Origin of the sequence: Paenibacillus sp. 2KB_20, assembly GCF_052115765.1 — a bacterium.
Lineage (GTDB): Bacteria > Bacillota > Bacilli > Paenibacillales > Paenibacillaceae > Paenibacillus_AQ.
In genome coordinates, this window is the sequence record NZ_JBFRHH010000001.1 from 232,702 (window position 1) to 251,782 (window position 19,081).

General features: G+C 50.7%; 12 protein-coding genes. 1 reads left to right on the plus strand and 11 read right to left on the minus strand.

Features of this window, described 5'->3' with window-relative positions; translation table 11 throughout:
* Positions 1-118: 118 nt before the first annotated feature.
* The gene (locus AB4124_RS01190; protein WP_441970684.1) at positions 119-1,573 is read right to left on the minus strand and encodes an aminotransferase-like domain-containing protein; all 1,455 of its coding nucleotides are present in this window, start codon (positions 1,571-1,573) and stop codon (positions 119-121) included.
* Positions 1,574-1,821: 248 nt separating this feature from the next.
* Between AB4124_RS01190 and AB4124_RS01195 the strand changes: the two genes are divergently transcribed.
* Positions 1,822-3,066 carry an acyl-CoA thioesterase/bile acid-CoA:amino acid N-acyltransferase family protein gene (locus AB4124_RS01195; protein WP_441970685.1) on the plus strand — a complete coding sequence of 415 codons (1,245 nt, stop codon included), beginning with the start codon at positions 1,822-1,824 and terminating at the stop codon, positions 3,064-3,066.
* A gap of 92 nt (positions 3,067-3,158) precedes the next feature.
* Here the strand turns inward: AB4124_RS01195 and AB4124_RS01200 are convergent, their stop codons facing one another.
* From AB4124_RS01200 to AB4124_RS01245, 10 genes are all read right to left on the minus strand, one after another.
* Positions 3,159-4,823 carry a DUF4091 domain-containing protein gene (locus tag AB4124_RS01200; protein ID WP_076324095.1) on the minus strand — a complete coding sequence of 555 codons (1,665 nt, stop codon included), beginning with the start codon at positions 4,821-4,823 and terminating at the stop codon, positions 3,159-3,161.
* Positions 4,824-5,287: 464 nt separating this feature from the next.
* A complete protein-coding gene (locus tag AB4124_RS01205; RefSeq protein WP_076324096.1) occupies positions 5,288-5,797 on the minus strand; it encodes a DUF4188 domain-containing protein in 510 nt (169 codons plus the stop codon).
* Positions 5,798-5,803: 6 nt separating this feature from the next.
* Positions 5,804-6,445 carry a TetR/AcrR family transcriptional regulator gene (locus AB4124_RS01210; protein WP_076324097.1) on the minus strand — a complete coding sequence of 214 codons (642 nt, stop codon included), beginning with the start codon at positions 6,443-6,445 and terminating at the stop codon, positions 5,804-5,806.
* Between the two features lie 173 nt (positions 6,446-6,618).
* Positions 6,619-7,791 carry a glycoside hydrolase family 88 protein gene (locus AB4124_RS01215; RefSeq protein ID WP_441970688.1) on the minus strand — a complete coding sequence of 391 codons (1,173 nt, stop codon included), beginning with the start codon at positions 7,789-7,791 and terminating at the stop codon, positions 6,619-6,621.
* A gap of 32 nt (positions 7,792-7,823) precedes the next feature.
* Entirely contained in the window at positions 7,824-10,193 is a 2,370-nt protein-coding gene (locus tag AB4124_RS01220; protein WP_441970690.1) for a helix-turn-helix domain-containing protein, read from the minus strand.
* Between the two features lie 147 nt (positions 10,194-10,340).
* Complete coding sequence (locus tag AB4124_RS01225; protein ID WP_441970692.1) at positions 10,341-12,044, minus strand: alpha-L-fucosidase; 1,704 nt, start codon at positions 12,042-12,044, stop codon at positions 10,341-10,343.
* 10 nt (positions 12,045-12,054) lie between these two features.
* On the minus strand, positions 12,055-12,933 hold the full coding sequence (locus AB4124_RS01230) for a carbohydrate ABC transporter permease (RefSeq protein WP_076324101.1): 879 nt from the start codon (positions 12,931-12,933) through the stop codon (positions 12,055-12,057).
* Positions 12,934-12,947: 14 nt separating this feature from the next.
* The gene (locus AB4124_RS01235; RefSeq protein ID WP_441970694.1) at positions 12,948-13,895 is read right to left on the minus strand and encodes an ABC transporter permease; all 948 of its coding nucleotides are present in this window, start codon (positions 13,893-13,895) and stop codon (positions 12,948-12,950) included.
* Between the two features lie 88 nt (positions 13,896-13,983).
* Positions 13,984-15,588 (minus strand): ABC transporter substrate-binding protein, encoded by a 1,605-nt coding sequence (locus AB4124_RS01240; RefSeq protein WP_379406337.1) that lies wholly within the window; start codon positions 15,586-15,588, stop codon positions 13,984-13,986.
* 231 nt (positions 15,589-15,819) lie between these two features.
* Positions 15,820-19,056 carry a M60 family metallopeptidase gene (locus AB4124_RS01245; protein WP_441971611.1) on the minus strand — a complete coding sequence of 1,079 codons (3,237 nt, stop codon included), beginning with the start codon at positions 19,054-19,056 and terminating at the stop codon, positions 15,820-15,822.
* Between the last annotated feature and the right edge of the window lie 25 nt (positions 19,057-19,081).

The window sequence follows — 19,081 nt, forward strand, 5'->3', positions numbered from 1 at the left end:
TTCCGATCTCTGTTGCCCTCAGATTTCTACTGATTTGAATATTCATGGTTGAAATCCGACGGCAAAGGAGAACGCTGCGCTTCTACAGAATCATTCCGCCTTCTCCGTTGTAGCTTTATTACACCAGCTTTCTGGCCGCCTCGCCGATGATGCGGATTCCCTTCACGATGTTCTCGTCGGAGACGCGGGAGAATCCCAGACGCATGGTGTGATGGCCGCCGCCATCGGTATAGAAAATGTCGCCCGGCGTGAACACCACGCCCTGGGCTGAGCAGGCTTCCAGCAGTTCCCGGGTCCGGAAGTCGGGACCGAATTCAACAAACAGGTGAAGCCCGCCGTCGCCGGACAACCGCTCCATCGGAATCCACTCCTCGCAGCAGCGGATCGCCAGCTCATATTTCCGCTTGTACTCGGCCTTCGCCCTCTTTAAATATTTCTCGAAGTTGCCGTTGTACAAATATTGAAAGAGCAGGGATTGATCCAGGGTCGACGTATGAATGCTGCGGGCGCGCTTCACGCTCTCCAGATAATGAATCAAGGTCTTGTCGGCAAGCACCCAACCGACTCGCAGGCCAGGAAATAGGATTTTGGAGAAGCTGCCCAAATAGATCACGCTGTTGTTCTCTCCGCCTGCACATGCAACGAGAGGCGCGATGTGCGAGCCCGAATAGCGCAGCTCTTCGTTGAAACCATCTTCGATAACGGGAATTTCGTACTCATTCAGCAGCCGGAGCGCTTCCAGCCTCTTCTGGTGAGACATCACGATTCCTGTAGGATTATGATAGGAAGGCACAAGGTACGCCATGTCGTACGTCCGCTCCGACAGCTCGCGTGCGAGCTCCGTCAAGCTAATGCCGTCTTGCTTCATCTCGACGCCGGTAATGGCGTACCCGTGCATTTTAAAATTTTTAATAGCTGTATGATGGGTAGGATTCTCGCATAGAATGCGGCCATGCCCTTTGTTCAAGGCGGATAGCACCAGACTTAATCCTTCCGTAAAACCGCTGGTGATCAGCATATCCTTACCCTGAATGTTCACACCCTTGTTCTGCATATAACGGAGGAGGTAATCAATAAGCGGTTTATAGCCCTTGGCGTAACCGTAGTTTAGAAGTACATCACCTTCAAGCGACATCCGGTCCAGGAATGCCCGTTTGACATTTTGCAGATCGAACAGCTTCTCATCGGGAGCGATGCTTGTAAAAGATATGGAGCCCTTCTCAGCGCGGATGCCGTGTTTCATCAGATCATTCTCTTCCGCAAGCCTGGCGTATTCGTTCAGACGAGGACCCCAGTCCAGCCGTTTGCCTTCGGGCTGCATGGATGCCCCGCTGATCGAAGGGACAACAAAGTGCCCTTGCCCTTTAACCGCGTAGATATAACCTTCATCCTCCAAATCCGAGTAAGCACTCAGGACCGTATTACGGCCTACCCGAAACAGCGCGCTTAGCTCGCGCGTAGAGGGGAGCTTCTGATCGGCTTGCAGCGCCCCGGTCGTCATCAAGCGCTTCATGTAATCTTTAACTTGAATGTACGCCGGACGATCATCCGCCAACTTGAAATCCAAATACATCGTTCTTACCCCCTTGCTCTTATGATGGCATAAATTCGGCGGTACCACTAGAACCACAGCAGGCCTCTTTCGCCTCGGGCGTGGTTTGCCGGTGACAGGCCGACTTTTTATATCAAACAACCTTGGCCAATTCTTTGGATTTAACAGGATTTAAGTGTCTATTAACAGAACTATACCATCTTGACACGAATGCAAAGGAGATTATGATGGTGAACCTTCCAATAATTGTAATAAGCAATCTTAATTCCATGATAAACGAGCCTATAAAGATATCTGCCATGGGTATGCAGCCACGGGAAGCCGTGACGTTCCACCTCATCAAAAAAATAAACGAAGAACGTTATTTAGCTTCATGGGCAAGCTTTAGGGCAGATCAACACGGCAAGGTTGCTCTGGACGAGCTAGCTCCTGATCACGGCACGTACCGCGGCATTGACGGTATGGCTCTGTTTTGGTCCATGAAGCCGGTCACCAAAAATGTAATGACGCAATATTTTGACAACACGTCGATTCAGACCGAGCATCGTGATGAGCTATCTCCGCAAGCTCTACTTGTCCTGCTGGAAATGAACGACAAGGTGGTTGCACATCAAGTGATCACCCGCCATTGGATGAGCGATGACATAAGGAAACTTAACATTCGGGAAGCCGGTTTAACTGGTAGTTTTTTCTATAGCCAAGATATGAACCCCAGACCTGCCATTATGGTTGTTGGTGGATCCGAGGGAGGAATAAATGAGAAAACCGCCGCTCTTTTAGCCTCACACGGATTCACGGTGTTATCCCTGGGCTACTTCGGCTTGGAGAGTCTACCAAAACAACTTAGAGATATTCCGCTTGAAACCATACAGACGGCTTTAACGTGGTTGCACAACAGACCTGAAGTTCAGGCAGGCGGAATCGGCATTCATGGTACCTCCAGAGGCAGTGAATTGGCTTTGTGGTCAGCGACCTTGTTTCCTGACATTCATGCAGCGGTTTCATTAAGCGGATCGGCCGTATCATTCTGTGGCATTGTTCCGTGGACTGATCAGCCGACACTTCCACCTGCATGGACCTACCAAGGACAGCCGCTTCCTTACCTTCAGCCTGATAATCCAATCGAATTAGCGCGTGAATGTAAGGATATGTGGACCAACCGGAATGGAAATCCCTTCAGAACCTGGCATGACGGACTTGCGAAAAACACGGATTTGGTTGAAGCTGCAACCATTCCTCTAGAAAGGATGAACGGCGAGCTCCTCATGATATCGGGATTGGCTGATGAGAGCTGGAATTCCGCTTATCTCTCGGAGCAAGGTTTCAAACGAAAGACAGCTTTCCGCAAAGACGCATCCAAACATCTGATCTATGATGGGGCAGGACATTACATTGGTATACCTTATCTGCGAGCGGTGTCCTCCGATCAGGGAAACCAACAGGCTCTTGCACAAGCAAGCGTAGAATCATGGAAAGAAACCATTCGTTTCTTCAAGCGCGTATTATGTAAATAAAATAAAGGTCTCACATTCCTATAACGGGAATGCGAGACCTTCTTATACAGAGTTCAATGCCGCCAAGATTTAGTTTGTACTCACCAGCCGGCTTACTTCACAACCAAACTTTCCTTGATCTTATCGTTGATCCACTGCCGCTTCGACAGCAGCCATTCCTGCTCCCTCGGATACGTCTTAAAGGTGATTGGCTCTTCGAGCCCTTCCTCCAGCGCCTGCAGCACAGCCTCTCTGCCGATCTGCGTCTCCAGCAGCTGAAGCGCTCTCAAATCCTGAAGCGCTTCCTGAAATACCTTCAGCCTAATGGATTCAATCGGTCCTTCTTCACCAGGGTATACCACAAAAGCATCCCCGGAAGGAAAACCGCAATCCGCATCCGTCACCTTGAACGGATCAATGGCGCGTTTCGAGTATTGCGAATTCCAAAAGTTATATCCCCAATGGAGAAATCCCTCGATATTAAACTTATACAGCTGAATCCCGATGATCCGGTTTCTTGCCGAAGGCAAATTGAAGAAACGGTTGGACACTTCCTTGTACTGGGAACAGCAATAATAGGTCCACAGTGGCGTTACCTGTTGATCCAGAAAAGGCTCAATGTGATTGCTGGCCGGAATCGGACGCTTCACCAGCCCCTGCTCATAGAACGAAATATCGGAGAGCGCATCAATGATCGGGTAATCCGGCAGCAGCTCGTTCATCAACCGGCTTGCATGACCGTAGGCCTCCAGATGGGACTCGGATGGCTCATCGGATACATGGAAATAACAGCGCTGCTCAAGTCCCCGGCTTTCAATCCAACCGGTGAGGTCCGGTATGAATTGTCTGATGAAGGCATGATACTCTTCTCCGGTTGCATCCGTCTCCCATCCGAACAGCTTCTCAGGCTTTCCCTTCACGTTAGCCATAATCTTCGGCGCATGCCCGGCTCCCCACTGGGTGAAAAGATGCGAGAATTCCAGATACTGAATCCCATTAGAATCACACAGGTCTGCCCAGCGGTCCAGCTTATCAAACCCAAATGCATATGTTCCATCCTTGTTTACAACAACGTCAACCAGCTGCACCGTTGGCCGTTCTCCGCCCACTTCCGTATCCAGCGGAGGCGTAAACAATGGCGTCAGGATCATATTGATGCCATGCTGAGCGGCGGTCCGCATAAACTGACCGATCAACGTCCAGTGCCGTTCACTAAATATCTCCACCTCGTAGTAGTTCGCCAAGCAATCGGCATGGAACCATTCCGTATGAATCAGCGTCTGGTCCGGCAAGATTGCCGGAATCACTTCGAGCGTGAACACCTCTTCTCCAAGCGACTCCCCTGACTCTTCTTCAAAACAGACCCGGATTTCATATGTACCGCCCTTGATCTCACCCTCAGGCTGTACCGTAATCCATAGACTTCTCCACTGGTTCGGGCATCCGGTTATCACAGGCTCTGATGTCAGAGGCAGCAGCGGGTCCGGATACAGCCCGGGCGCAGCTCTTAAGATAAACTCGTCATGATCATAATATGTAGGCATCTCCGATGGAACCAGGCCTACAGAACGGACGGTAATCCGCTCGCTCAACTCAGATTGCAGATGAACCCGGATGTTTTTCAACAAGCGATTGGAACGGTAAGCAACTTGAAACGAGTACGTCTCATTGCCAAACGACGACCCTCTGTCATACGAGGCTTGGGATAGTTCTTCATCGGCAAATACTTTGGACAAAGAGCTCAACAGCCGGGTCTCAAATGATACGGAATGACTCATGCAGGTTACACCTCTCTACAATGAAATGGGATACTTTCACGTACATCTTACACTAATCTGGATGAAACGGAAGGTGAATTTTGCGTTTTCGAAAAAAAAGGAGCCACCGCTCCTTTGCGGTGGCCGCCTTATTATGGCTCCATACCGGAATTCCGCGAAGATGCTAGAATTCTCCCATCAATCCGAGCTACGGTATACTTCAAAGCCGGACAGACGCGGACACCATCTCGATTCCAAAATGGTAAGCCTGATATATTGAGCCCGTACAGCGGGAAAGCGGCAAATGCGTTTGCGCCCGACATAGAAGAATGAACGGGGATTACCAACACTTTTTTGGAGTACGGAAGAAAAACAAGTCTAAAGCATCACGACTTCCATAGCATTTACACCGCCCTTAAGCTATGGTAATTATCCTTGTCTTAAGCTGCGGCAACAGAGGGAGATCAACCGACTATAGACCGAAACTACGGATTTGGAGGAGTCGGCACTGCTGGTTCTCCCTCGCGGCCAAGCCGCCGGCTTGCCGTTTCCCTGCGTCCCGTCGCGGGGACATGGGCTCCCGCTTTGGCCAAACCGAACCTCGGCATATTGTTGTACAGACATTCATATTGTCCTTCCGGAACCAAATAGGTTTCGTGGAATATCCCTACGTCCCCTCCCGTTCCAATCTTGCGGTTGAAATCCTGCCATGCCTTCAGGTGATTGGCTCCGTGACGGGCATAATGCTCCAGGTGTTCGAAACTCCTCCAATATTGAATAAGAGTAAGCCCCTTGCCGGAAAAATGATAGGTACCGTCCATGAAACCGAGCTCATCCTTGTTCCGGTACAGCTCCTGAAGCATCGGGGACATGGCATTCATGACAGGCAGCCACTTATGGACCGCCCACCACTTGTTAATCCGAAACCCGATCACGAATACAACGAAGGATCCTTCCATGTGTGCGGTATATCGACCTGGAATGACTTTGCTCATACCTGTTCACTCCTCTTCCTTTATTTCTAGCAGACCAAGATGCGTTTCGTAAAAGCGACTGATTTCGGTTGAATTATACAATTGCGCCGTCAGAAACGCGCCATAAAAAATGGTGAAACAAATCTGTACAGCTTGCTCCAAGGTAAAAGCTTTGTTCAGCCTTCCGGCTTGCTCCTCTTCCTTCATGAACTGCTGGAACAAATCGTACATGTTAGGTGACTTGCTTCCCGCTTCCTCGTGTCCGGGAAAGAGCAACGATACTTCCGCAGAGCTGAGCTCCGGCATGCAGGGCTGCATGTTCTGCTCCGCGAGAAAGGAGATCAGGCTTGGCATCATGCCTGGCCTCACTTGATGCTCATTAGCCACTTGGGACAACAGATGCCGGAAAGCCTGAAATCCCTTTTTCCCTTCCGTATCGATCTCGATAACCCGCTTGGTCAGCCATACCCGCATAAAATAAATCAGCAGATCCTCTTTGCGTTGATAGAACTTAAAAAAAGTGACTTTTGAGATTTCGGCTCGCCTGCAGATGTCCTCCACCATAACCTGGCTGAACATCCGATCGCTCATCAAGGATAATGCCGCTTCATACAGCGCGATTTTGTTCTTGGCTTTTTTTAATTCCCTTAATGGGATATCCGGATCCATTGTGATAGCCCCCTTAAAGTTAACTTATGTAAATAAATTAACACGAGTTAATTTATTTTGTCAACACAACCATATCAAATAGCAGACAGTCAAAATACCCCTAACATCAGGCACGCTGATGTTAGGGGTACGGCATACATTCACTCTGTCTTTTGAATACGGATCCTCTTCATTTACCAGTACATATCCCAATCTTTATAGACCCTTACCAAAGCTTCAAAATAGAAATAGTCCCCCCAAATGCAGCATTCGTCGATTCCGTTGCCGAGCGGCTTTCCGTACACCGCATGCTGCAGAATGCCGTTGGATCCTGGGAGCGATACCGTCGTATAGCGATCGCTTAATGACCCCAGAACGCGCAGTGCCGCGTTCTCGTACGTACGACGCCGCGGGTGTGAGAGCGGCAAATGCTTTGCCAGTTCCAGCATTCCACATACCGAAATGGCTGCGGCCGAGCTGTCCCTCTCTTCTTTTCCTTCGGTGAATATCAAATCCCAATAGCACACATAATCCTCTGGCAGCCGATTCAAAAAGTAATTCGTGACTCGCTCGGCATCATGCAGCAGCGATTCATCCTTCGTATATGCGTAACTGAGCGGCATACCGTAAATGGCCCAGGCCTGACCGCGGGACCAGCATGAATGATCCGCATATCCTTGGGACGTTTGCCCAAACCTTGGTTCTCCGCTCTCGACATCCATATAATACGTGTGATACGTTGAGGAATCCTCGCGGATCAAATAACGGGAGGATTGCTGCGCATGGCTTATGGCGGCGCGCCGATACTCCGGTTTGCGGGTTTCCTCTGTCGCCCAATAGAGCAAAGGCAAATTCATGCAGCAGTCGATGATCATTCGGCCGCGCTGTGAAGGCTGGTCCAGCTTGCCCCAAGCCTGAATGATCCCGGCTTTCTCGAAATACCGCTCCATCAACAGGTCTGCTGCGGCCAAGGCAATCCGTCTTGCTTCCTCATTCCCGGTCAGCTTATAGGCGGCAACGCAGGACAAGGAATACAAAAATCCCAGATCATGCGTCTCCGTGGCGATGCGCTGCTCCACGCGCTCCTTGTAGCTGTGGAGCTGAAGCTCCGCAGTCGACCGGTACTTGGCATCTCCCGTGACTTCATAAGCCAGCCACAGCATTCCGGTCCAGAATGACGAGGTCCATTCCATATTGCCGATTGGCTCGTAGATATGATTGCGGCTTGCAGGGGATGGAAAACAGCCTGAAAATGTGTCTAAATTCTCATCAATCTTATGCAGCACGAATTCGATGGCGGCTTTGGTCCTTTGCTGCGTCCATGTCGTTATCTCGCCGTATTTTAAAGGTTCCTGGATCGCTTCCATTTCTAATTGGCCACTCCTCTCCGCGTTTAACGTTATTGCCCGCTTGCGCTCACCCGATATTTGCCGGGGGTGACCCCCTCCAATTTCTTGAATGCCCGGATGAACACGACATCATTGGTATAGCCGACCAGTTGGGCCAGCTGCGCATTGGTCAGTTCCGATTGCTCCATCAATGTCTTCGCTTTCTCAATTCTCGCTCGGGTAATATAGTCGGTGATATTGCATCGATTCATCTTCTTAAAGAAACTCGAAATATATTGCGGCGTCATGCCGAAATGATCGGCGATCATACCGAGTCCTAAATTATAATCGGTTAAATTCCGGTCAATGAATGCCATCATATCCTGCTGCAGCTGGATGCTGTGATCGCTGTGCTCCGTATGAAAGAGACGGGTCAGCTTTTCATACAACCGCTTGGTCTCAGCCTGCATTTCATCGCTTGTGGCACAACCGAATATATGCTTTACAGGGTCAAAGTTCGGGCCCAGCAGGCTTTCATGATCCGTGTTCGTCAAATTCAGTATTTTCAGAAATGTGCTTATGATATTGAAGAACAGGCATCTGCCCAGTTCAGGGGTCATGCCCGCCGAATTAAAATTCATCGTATAAATATTGTCCAGCAGCTTAGCGACGTTTTCCTTATCTCCGCCTCTCACATGATTGACAAGCTGCGTCTCGAATTCGATCGGATAGTAATAATGATGCTTAATGTCCCGCACATGACCGAAGTGAATGATGGAATTTCTTCCGCTGAACATTCGGTAATCCAGAGCGGCCATGGCTTCGAGATAAGCACTGCCGATGGTTCCGTTTCCTGTGTGTATGCTGCTGACGGCAATGGTCACGGAAATGTGGAAACGGTCCTCCAGTATACGGAGCAATCGCTCTGCAATCTCATGAAGGAAGAGCTCGGCATCCGCCTCCTCAACCGGATGGAAATTGACCAGGAACGCTACCCGGTCGCGTTCCATATCGACGGCGAATCCCTGGTGACCCGAATTCGCAATGTCCGTGCCGATATTGGAGACAATAAAGCGGATTTGCGTCCAATCTTGCTCGGATGGTTCCGGTGACAGTCTTGAAATATCCACAGCTTGAACGATGATTACTGCAAACATATCAGACCCGAAGTGGATGCCCATGCCCACTAATGACGGCCCTCCTTGATTCTCCGCATGATCCGGATCGATGTACCCCCGAATGAGCCTTGACAGAAAATCAGCGCGGATGACGGGCGTTTGCCTGAACAGTCGCTCTCTCAGATGCCGCTGCTCAACGAGCGAGCCTTCGATTGTTTGCAAAATGAAATCATATTCGTTCGCGGCCGGCTTATCCTGAATCGGCTTTCCTTGAAGAATGGCATCAACCACCCGTTTGACGGGACTGTATTGTCGGTATGCAAACCAACAAGCAACGGCTGCTCCTGCGACAAGCGAAACGACAAACACCGTCAGCGCCATTCTCTTCAGTTGTGTTACTCGTTCCATGACACTGTCCATCGGCATGACGGATACATACTGCCAGCCGGCCTCCCTGGATTCCGTAAAAGTGATCATGCTGTCCGTGCCATTTAATGCTGTCTTGAACAATCCCGATGGACCGGCTAGTCTTTCCGTCACCTGCACGGACAGCTCCGAGTCCGAGGAACTTGCGATCACGCCCCGTTCCTTATCGAGGATATAAATCTCGCTGTCGTTGGCGGACTCGATTTGCCGGAACATTTCTTGAAGCTGCTGCCCATCGATCATGATAACCAACGTTCCGCGGATATTAGACACTTCATGAAGCGGAAGGGATTGCGCATAAGTGATCACATTCGCCGGGTTGCCATTTCCTTGGTTCGGGTCCTGAAGCAGCACATCGGAGGGCAGAAATGCCTTGTTATGATAGCTGCCAAGCAACGTCCGCTTCCATGTATCAAAGTCCATATGCCCAAACCGGTAATACTTGTCGTAAAAGGTTCTTGCATCCGTCCGCAATCCAGGCTTCAAAATGACGTCTCCCGCCTGCAGATGAACATAGTAGTCCTTCACGAATCCGCTTACAAAAGATTGATAACGATTTAAGTAATCGCGGACGAATTCTACCTGGCGGTACGCCCCCCCTTGATCATGCCGATCAAGATTCAGCAAATAAGCCAGTTTGGGGTTAAACATAATTTGCTTGGCCAAAATATCCACTTCTTTAAGCTTGCTGTCCATGGAAAGCCGCAGTTGTTCCAGCATCGCCGAATTTGAACGCTCCGCATTGTTTTCCATCACGTTTTCCACCCGTCCATATAGAAAAAGCCCTACGGTCATAGGCAATAAAAGGATGAGCAAATACGAAACGATCATGGTTTTCAAGACGCGTCCCCGACTGCTCTTTCGCTTGCCGGGAAGAAGGCCGGGTATCGAGATCATGACGCATTCCTCCAAGAAAATGTATGGAAAAACCTATTTCTTGAATCCTTCGCCAAACGGACTAGCAAACCCTTTAATAATTTCGGTCACCCCAAGAGAGACGCCACCCCCCGTTAAAAGGGATGCTTAAATTTTGGGTACGGGGTATTAAAACACCTGAACTAATCGTACCGAACGAAGCTTCACGGCAGCCGCCTGCCAAATTTCCGGTCCGAAAGGTTTCGGCTTCGCAAGCTTGGTCGATAAGGTCAATGCATACGTACCTGGATTGTCAATGACGATTCGCCCGATCGATGACTGAACCTCGGTATACGGATGCTGGCAGGATATGGAGTCGCTGACGACCTTATCCTCTTGAGGAACACACGCAATCGTCTGCTCTGCTGCCTGTACGGTGACTTCATGATCATATTCCTTTTCCCAAACGGCATCGGATCTTTTAAAGTTGACGAGTTTGATTTCATATATGCCGGACGACGACGCCTTAAAGGTCCACCGGGCCTCGTTCATCCCGTTGCCTGTCGTTATGTCCGACAGTACAAGATCCAAATGAATGGCGCCATCCGCCTGTTGGATAAAACTCCGATCTACATCGATCCTGCCCTCGACTTCCAATGCAATAACTGATACGTGATCTTCCGGAGGAAGCTCCGGCAATCGGATCCGCATCGCGTGATGGTCCGTTTCCGGCCGATAGCTCTGTTGCACGGGAAGACTGCCTGTACTCGGGTCTGTGAACAGATAAGCTTTTTTAACCGTATTTCTCACCCCATTCAATAACAGTTCTTCCGTTGGCCAATAGCGATTGTACACATGGAGGAAGAGCGTATTTCCTTTCACCGTAATCGCCCCCCATTCCAGCTCGTAAGGGAACGGGCTTGCGCTTGTGCCGTAGACCGCCTCTCCATTTCGCGCCAGCCAACCGCCAACTTCCTCCAGGCGTAGAGCGGATTTTTCCGGAATTATTCCTGTTTCCGTAGGGCCGACATTGAGCAGCAGATTTCCTCCCTTGCTTACGATGTGCACCAATTTTCGGACCAAAGCATCCGCCGATTTCCATACTTGATCCTTCGTGCTGTACCCCCACGATTGATTTAGGGTCATCGGCGTCTCCCATTCCCTTGTTTCCTCGCCATGCATCGGGATTTCGTTATCACCCTTGGATTGGTAGTCTCCGAAATCAGGCCAATGGCTTACCCTGCTGTTAATCAGGCATTCGGGCTGAAGCTCGCGGATCATGTTCACCATCGTTTCGCTCTCCTTCTTCGACAATCCGCCGGATGTGTCGAACCAGAGCAGGCCGACCGGACCGTATTCCGTCAGCAGCTCGCGTACTTGTCCCTTCGCTTTATGGTTCCAGTAACTGAAGAACGCCTTCTTCTCCAGCTCGTAGTCCCACAGATTGTTAAACGTATCATGAAGCGCATGCGGATGGTGCCAATCAATGACATGCGAATAGTAAAAGCAGAGGCGGATTCCTTCCTCCCTGCAGGCCTCGGATAATTCCTTCAACGCATCCCGGCCGAATGGAGAAGCATCCACGATATTGAACGGGTCCGTCCGTGAATGGTACATGGCGAAGCCATCGTGATGTTTGGCTGTAATGACGATATATTTCATGCCTGCGCTTTTGGCGCAATTCACCCAAGCTTTGGCATCAAACTGTGTCGGATTGAATTCCTCGGCAAGTTTCTCATATTCCTTTACCGGTATTTTGTTGGCATACATGACCCACTCCCCTTTGCCGAGCAGCGAATATACCCCCCAGTGGATGAACATGCCGAATTTGGCATCCTTCCACCACTGCATCCGGTTCTTCCTTTCCGTTACGATCTCTAATGAGTCAGCCATCGTACTCCTCCTATTCCTTAATGGCGCCGATCAAAACGCCTTTGACGAAATATTTTTGCAAAAACGGATACAGAAGCAGGATCGGCAATGTGGATACGATAATCGTTGCATATTTAATGGTGTCCGCGATCGCCATCCGGTCTCCCGAGGCTTCCGTCATCATGCTGTCCGTTGTATTGGTTATGAGAATTTCCCGTAGCACGAGCTGGAGCGGGAATAGCTCCCGGTCCCTTAGATAGATGAGCGCCCCGAAATATGAATTCCAGTGCCCCACGGCATACCATAGAATCATGACGGCGATAACGGGCATGGACAGCGGAATAATGATCCGGAACAGAATGATCAGATCGTTCGCACCGTCGATTTTCGCCGACTCCTCAAGACTAATCGGGACGGACTGAAAGGCGGTCCGCATAATGATCATATTGAACGTGCCAATCATCCCGGGGATCAGCATCGCCCAGATCGTGTTCAGCATCCCCAGGTTATTGATCAGCAAATAAGTCGGAATCAGGCCGCCGCCGAAAAACATGGTGATGACGATCAGCATCATCAAGAGATTTTTGAAGTACAGGTTTCTGCGGGACAGCACGTAAGCACCGATCGCCGTGGCCACCAGATTGATGGCTGTACCCGCCGCGACGTAGATCAGCGTGTTCCGATATCCCGTCGTAATCATCGGGTTGTTAAACACCGCCTTATAGGCTTCGAAGTTAATGTCAAGCGGAGCGAACAGCAGCCCCCGGTGTTGGGCCAATGAAGCGGGATCGCTGAACGAAGCGAAGGCAACATACACGAACGGATATAAGGTGACGAAGCAGAGGCCCGTCAGGATCAACGCGTTCAAACAGACGAAGGTTAACTCTCCTGCGGATCGTTTGTTAGCCATGAACGCCCTCCTCTCTACCACAGTTTATGTTCGCTGACCCGCTTGCTGATCGAGTTCGCGAGTACAAGCAGGATGAAGCTGACGACCGAATTAAATAATCCAACGGCGGTCGTGAAACCGTAATCCGTCTCCAGAACCCCTCTACGGTAGACAAAGGTCGAGATCACGTCTGCCGTTTCATAAGTAAGCGGGCTGTACATCAGCAATACTTTTTCGCTGCCAACACTAAGCATGGAGCCCATATTGAGAATAAAAATGATGATGATCGTTGGCAGCATGCCCGGCAGCGTGATGTGCAGCATTTGTTTCCACCGGCCAGCCCCGTCCATCTTGGCAGCTTCGTAAAGGGTCGGGTCAATGGTGGCGATGGCGGCAAGATAAATGATCGAACCCCAGCCTACGCCTTGCCAAATGCCTGAGCCGACATATATCGTACGGAACCAACTGGCCTCGCTCATGAACGGAATCGATTCGATGCCGAAAAAGCCCAGAATCTGATTCACCAAGCCATCTCTTGCAAGAAAATCGAACATGATCCCTGTCACCACGACGATGGATACGAAATGCGGTAAATATGATATCGTCTGAACCGTACGCTTAAAAAGCCGGCTGCGGATTTCGTTCAGCAGCAGGGCAAGAATAATCGGTGCCGGAAACGCGAAGATAAGCTCATAGACATTGATCAGCACCGTATTGCGCAAAAGCCGTTCGAAATAATAGCTGTTAAAGAAATTGCGAAAATGCTCAAATCCGATCCACTCGCTTCCCCAGATGCCATCGGCAATGCTGAAATCTTTGAAAGCCATCAAGAGACCGTACATGGGTCCGTAGTGGAAGACGGCATAGTATAGAATGACGGGAAGCGCCAGTATATAAACGAATTTATTCCTTCTCAAATCGTTCGCAATCGTTGTCCATTTCCCTTTGTGATGCTCGAAGGGATTATCCTGGGTTGCAGACAAACGAATCCCTCCCTCCAAATCAATTTATATTGCAGCGCCAAGAGCGGCGGAGACTGCAGATTTCCGCCGCTTCAGGACGTTTAACCGTTTACCGTTTACCGTAACGCTCCAAGGCTTTTTGCTGTATTTCCAGAGCTTCGGCAAGACCCATGGATTCAATGGTTTTCACATACTTGTCAAACTGATCCAAAGGCTCGGCGCCCATGACGAACTTCAAGTACATCTCGTCCTTGTATGTGTTGATGTCCGTCATGATTGAAGCATAGCGGCTGCTCTCGGATTGGGTCGGCGTTGTGCGCGGCATTTTCTTTTCCATGGTCGGCTCTGCCCAGATGATCTTGGACTCCAGCTGATCCGGCTCGGTCGTGTATTGTTGATCGAATCGTATATCAAGCATGAACGGTCCGCTGAAGGTTGCGCGGTTATGCTTGGACATGGACTGGATCAATGGCAGTCCGGAAGGATCTTTCAATACTTCGGGCTTAAATATCGGCTTGCCGTCCTCCATCGCGTAGCTGACGCCCTCTTTTCCGAAATTAAACAACAGGGCACCTTCCTCGGAATAGCCGTAATCCAGCCACTTAACCGTTTCAATCGGATTTTTGTTGCTGGTGGTAACGGCTGCCCCGATTCCGTTAAATGCATAGTCCTTATATCCCCAAATCTGCTTATCGCCTTGGTTCATTACAGGATAGGGGGCTGCCACCAATCTGAAGTTCGGATCTTTATCCTTCATCAGCGTTCCATACTTGCCAATCCCGCTGCCGGTGTATAGAATCGCTGATCCGATTTGCCCGCCCGTAATCTTGGCCTCCAGCATTTTCTCATCGGTCGTCGCAAAGTCCTGATCAAGTAAGCCTTCTTTGTACCACTGGTTCATGAGCGTCAGGAATTCCTTGAACCTCGGGTCCGTCGGGCCGTATTTAACCTGTCCTTCCTCTTGGTAAAATCCGGCATTAATTCCCCATGCCCCGAGAAAAGCGGTCGTTGTATCGACATCTCCTTTCGTCAGATACAAGGGAATCTCATCCGCCTTGCCATTGCCATTCGGATCTTGTTCCTTAAAAGCCTTCAACACGTTGTACCATTCATCAATCGTTGTCGGCATCGAAAGCCCCAGCTTATCTAACCAATCCTGCCGGACCGTCGGTCCGAGAAATACCTTAAGCTTGTCGTCGGTGCGCAGGAACGGGAACACATATATGCTGCCGTCATCGGTCGTAATTTCCTTCTTCCACTCCGGATGCTCCTCAAGCACCTTTTTAAAGTTCGGGGCGTATTGGTCGATCAAATCATTGAGTTTGATGATTTTGCCGTCCTTGATCGCCTTCTCCGGTCCCCCCGGGTAACCGGCCCATGAATACTCGATCACGTCCGGGAGCTTATCCGAGGTCATCATGAGGTTGAACTGCTCCGTAGCCTGCTGGCCCTGCGGAGGATGCTGAAAATCCACATTCACCCCGGTTATCCTCTCCAGTTCCTTATAAGCCTCGATTTCGTTATAACTTTTCATCGTAGCGGACACTTGGCTAACGATTTGCACCCAATACGTCAGTTCCGATAGAACCGGAGGGGATTCCGGGTCCAACGCTGCCTCCGGTTGTTCCTTGGCAGAGCCGCCGCAGCCTGCTGTTATGGCGATGGTGGCGGCAAGCAAAACCATCCAGAATACTTTAAACCTGTTGACCTTCATTATCATTTGCCTCCCTTTTCATTTGCATGTTGTGTGAACTTCTGGTTTGTTAAGCACCACCTTACTGAACATTCTGGCGATTGAACACTGCCGTGTTTTCTAATTGTGCAGTATATTTTTAAGGCAGTACATTGTCTATATTTAATCTTGGACTGATTTATTTAACGATAGATGGTCATTAAAGAGTTCAAGGGCGGCCGAAACGGCCGCCCTTTTCATCAATATAAGCTGCTAGGAAGCCGAGCTGCGGCTTCGGATGTAGTCTATGTCTCCAAGAAGAAGCTCCGCGAAGCCAGAATCGATATGCTTGCCTTGCTGCGCTTTGATGGCATTCTCCAGTGAAGTCAGCGCATCTTCGATGGCTTCGCTTCGGGCCAGATGCCGCTGGAGATCCGAGATTTTAGCCAATAAGCTTTGGGAGATACCACGATTATCGATCCATCCCTTCTCTTCCCCTGCTCTCACGATATCGTCGAGCTGTTCCTGATTCACAACAACTTCGAAAGGATACTCGCGAACCGTGATATTCCCTGCTGCATCTTCTGCCGATATCCGAAGGGTGTGTGGTCCGGCCGTTAGCGTTAACGCTTCTACAACCACCGTATCAGGAGCTTCCTTACCATCCAGCTCCAAGGCGATATTGGATACACCGCTTAATGTGTCCGAGATTTGAGGCGAAATGGTGATATGCTCGGTTTGGTACACGGACTGGGTCACGTTTGCCGTGATTTCCGGCCCGGTCCGGTCGATCTTCACCGTCTTGGAAGCTTCGTCGCTTGTCACGCCCGACATAGCGGCCGCTCGGGCATGTATCGTTGTCTGGCCTTCCGCTTCTACAAGTATGGGAGCCGTGTAATCCGTCCATTTGCCTTCGGATCCGATCTTGTACTGGCTTCGCATGCCCGCCGCTTCAGCTTCCGCTGTCATGGCAACGGTGACCTTCACCGATTCACGGTTCCACTCGGTGTCCATGTCGGCCTTAATCTCGGGAGGAGCGTTCAGCGTATTCGTCTCCCGCAGCCGCCATACTTCCTGCGAAGGCATCGGCAGATTCAGGGCGTCAACGCGGGAACGAACCTCATCTTTGGAATACGGCAGGGCCCATTTGTCAAAGAATTCCGTCAGATTCTCGCCTGCGATTGTGGATGCCATGACCACAAACGTATCGATCTCCTCTTGGTTCGTCGCAGGCAGCTGCGACGCCGGCAGCTCCCGGTAGGCCTTGTGAAGCTCGGCGTAAAAATCCCATCCATAAGCCAGGGAAAGCTGGCGGAACATCACGAGATAGCCGAAGAGATCCAGCTGGCCAGAGGCGCCGAACGACCTGCCCGGAAGATCGCTTTCGATATATTCAAACGCTAAGTCATAGGAATCTTTCCCATCGGCATTGCGAATCAATAAGTTGCTGCTGTTGCCGAATTTCTCTTGGACGTATAAGGAGTAAATATTTACCGTGATTTCACCCGTTACGTTCCAGTTCCAGGCTCCTTGCTGATATTCGTGGCCGGTCTCGTGCCAGAAGCCCCATCCTCCCTGAGTAACTCGGGATATGTCCACGGCATGGCCCGCTGAAGGATCGATGTGGAACATGATCGGATAGCCTGCATGCATATAACCCGCACTAATTTGACGATCCGCAACGTAACGGAACGGAAGGTCTATACTCTTATGCGGCAGCGGTTGATTTGGGGAGAGTCCTGCGACTTCCTCTGTGTAGTCCACGATCGCGTCCCACTTCTCCAATAATTGCTGCGGATCTCCAAGCTGCCTGATATACTCGGACGGAAGCGTCAAGATCACTCTGCGTCCTTGAAGTTCTGACCATGGAGAAGGATAATATCGAATCGCATCTTCCCATTCGTCAGAAGAGGTCTCACCAAGGATATAATACGGAGCACGAACTCCCCCGCTGATTTCAATATTCTTCTCAACGCCAGGCTGCAGCTTGGTCGGAATCAGGTAAATCAGACCGCCATAAGGGCTGCGAATCCGATTTTCACCCGGAAGGAGCGGCTTTCGCTGCGTTATGACCGGAGGTCGTTCCCATTCCGTTTTACTTGTCAAATTGTCCGTGTGTGCCCCAATCTGCACATCCAGATGCTGCGTGCCTTCAGGGACCTGAACCGTTACCCAATCTCCGGCCGGCGCGTACAGCCCCGTGCTGATCCAATTCTTCGGAACCGTCCCTTGACGTAAATAGTCAAAGGTTGAATAATCAAAATTCACGTGAACGGATTGTCCCGTCACTCGCGGGGCGTCCGCCGGAACAGCTCCAGGAAATTGATCGGCATAAGGGGATTTGGGGGCCGTCAGATCATTGCCGATCCGCCCCAATTGAAATGCTAACAATGCACTGGTATAGGGCGCCTTGGAACGGTCCAGCGGAAACGTAAGCTGGGACTCCAAATCGCTGGCATCCTGCTCGATCACGGCATACAGCGGACTTTGAGGGGTGATGCTGCTGACGGTTCCACCTGTCACCGAAGCGATGACCTGCAGCTTCTTATCCGCGCCGGCGCCAGGCCGCCCGACGTTCACCTGATCCGGTGACAGCGTTCCTGCCTCAATCGCTTCGGCCTGCTCCAGCAGCTTTAGCGAATGATAATTGGCGGATTGCTCCGTCGTCAGTTTAGGCAGGGTTTCCGTTCGACTCGATGCCGTATTGTTCATTAAGCCGAGGCCCATCCGGTTCAAAAGACGCTGTACCGGGAAATCCTCACTGAGCCTACCCGACCGGCCTTCATATGCATTCCCGAGAAAGACATGCGGATGCTGCTCCATCACCCAGCCCTTTAATGGAACAACGACATGACCGCCTTGCGCGACGTAGTCCTCGAGGAGGTCGACCTCACTATCCTTCAGGGTACCGTCAACATAAGCTACGGGGTAGCGGGACGGATCCAAGTGCTCAGGCGTGAATTGCTCCAACCGGACCAGATCGATCGGCACATCGGTTTCGATGGTATAATTTTTCCACGTTGCCGACAACATGGGCAATCGGCCCTTGCCTTCCAATGCCTCCTGATAGGTCAACGTCTCGGAATCCTCGGTCAGCCACAGGAGGATGTTACGGGCCACCGTCTTCCGCTCATCGGTAATATCGGAGGTAAACTTGAAATAGGAATCGTCACCTGCAACAACAACTTTGCCTTTTCCGTAACGGGCAGCCGCGAGAATCGGCGTCGTATCGGGGTTCACCGCCAGGACGAAGGCTTGATCTCCGATGGCAGCTACTCCCCCGTTATACGTGGCCGATACCGTCGGATAACCGGACAAACCCTTGTAAATAACATCAAGATCCTGTTGAGTCGCCATATTCGCGGCGGTGTTCGAGTCTAATAAATGAACATCAGCCTGCTCTGTCATACCATCGGCCGCCATCAGTGTCTTTCCTGCTGGCGGAACGGCCACAAGCGCGCACGCAACTGCCAATAACAGCTTCAACCACTTTTTGGTGTGGAAACCCATAGTCAACCGTTCAACTCCTTTGTCG